1 protein-coding gene is annotated in these 1757 nt (G+C 29.5%); it reads right to left on the minus strand.

The window, feature by feature from the left end:
- Nucleotides 1-228: 228 nt before the first annotated feature.
- A complete protein-coding gene (locus tag U9R42_13440; protein MEA3497024.1) occupies nt 229-1506 on the minus strand; it encodes an ISNCY family transposase in 1278 nt (425 codons plus the stop codon).
- Between the last annotated feature and the right edge of the window lie 251 nt (nt 1507-1757).

Here is a 1757-nt window from a genome sequence, read left to right on the forward strand (position 1 = left end):
AATTTAGAAATGTCCTATGTTTAGCAAAGTAGAAATGTCCTTTTTTTATGCTGTCAAAGCAAAGTAGAAATGTCCTATCCTGAGCAAAGTAGAAATGTCCTATTTTTCATAAATAAATATGTGAGTAGTAGTATAAATTAATTGAGTTTGTGTGGATAAAATTGTGGTAAGATTTTAATAGCAAGGAGGAGAAAAACTTACCATATTTCTTAGCTTTTCTTTTAATAATTAAACTGACGTTAACTCTAATTTGTTTTTTTGAGCACTTTTAGTTGAATAATTAAACTTTCTCCATATATGATCTTTTGGAGGTATATACCCGGATTTTTGTCTGGTTAAAGCACAAAGTTTAATATTTTGTTTTTTGGGTCTTTCCGGTAAAACTTCATATTTGAGATAATGTCCATTAAGACAAATTTTTATTTCCTCGTTCAGATGTTTCTCCATAATGACAGTATCTTTTTTAAAAACTGTTGTTGGCTGTATTTCATTTAGTTGATAGAAGCCATTTTCAAACATAATTGTATAATCATTATTTACCTTTCTTTCTAATTGTCTGGAAAATATTTGGGGTAGTTTTTTTTCTGTCTGTTTATCAATTTCTTTGTGTAAATTAGCTTGGTTCTTAGGTACTACACTAAATTTTTGATTGAATTTTGGAATATAAGTTTTTAAAAATTGATTGGCTTCTTTTATGCTTGAAATATTAGCTAATTTTAATTCTTTTGTTAATCGATCTTGTAATGTCCCAAAAGCTCTTTCTACTCTTCCTTTGGCTTGAGGACTGTGCGCTGTAATTGTTTCAATCCCTACTTGTTTCATTGCTCTCTGAAATTGTGTTAATAAGTCTTTGTTATCTACTGCTAACTTGTGATTGATTTTATAAGTACTAAATTTATCAAGGTATATTGAAAGTGGTAATCCATTCTTTTTAAAATATTGAAGCCAAAACTTAAATACTGCTACTACTCCTTCATTTTTATCAAATTTGGCTTCTGTTATTTTACTTGTGGCATCATCTATCGAAACTAGTAAACATGCTTCTTCTCCTCGATCTTCAAACCATTTATGATATGATCCGTCAAATTGCTGCATCTCTCCATAATTACTTCTTCTAGGTCTCCAGGTATGTCTTTGCTTTGGTCTTTTTCTTGATTTAGGCTTCCATAGTTTTTCCTTAATCATTAATTGCCGTAAACTTTCTTTGTTTATTCTTAAGTTATGATTTTCCAATAATTTTTCTGCCGCAAATGTTGGTTTAAAATCATGATATTTTTCATTTATTATTTGCATTACTTCTTTTATAAATTCCTCTTTTAATTTTCGGTTACTAGCCTTTCCTCTGCTTTTATGGATTATTCCCTGGGCACCATCCTTTATAACCTTCTGCTTTATTCTGCGGACTTGTCTGACACTTTTTAGCCCCATTGATTTGCGTGCTTCATCTTCGCTTATTTGTTTTTTTATTAGCTTTTGAGCAACTTCATAACGTTGTAATTCTTTCATGCTTAATGTGATTAGATTGTCCATTTTTATTGTTGTTAAAATGCATTATGACATCTTAACAAATTTATTTACGATAGGACATTTCTATATTGCTCACATAGGACATTATCATTTTGCTACGACATTTGAGTTTTTGATCCTTTACATCATCCAAGTTTTTTATTACGCTTTAGATACTTTTTTATATTTTTTTGAGAAAAAAGTTTTGACTTTTTGCTATAGCAGGTCTCTTGGAAAAAGAAAAACGGAAA

This window comes from Bacteroidota bacterium, assembly GCA_034723125.1.
In the GTDB taxonomy this organism is placed as follows: Bacteria; Bacteroidota; Bacteroidia; order CAILMK01; family JAAYUY01; genus JAYEOP01.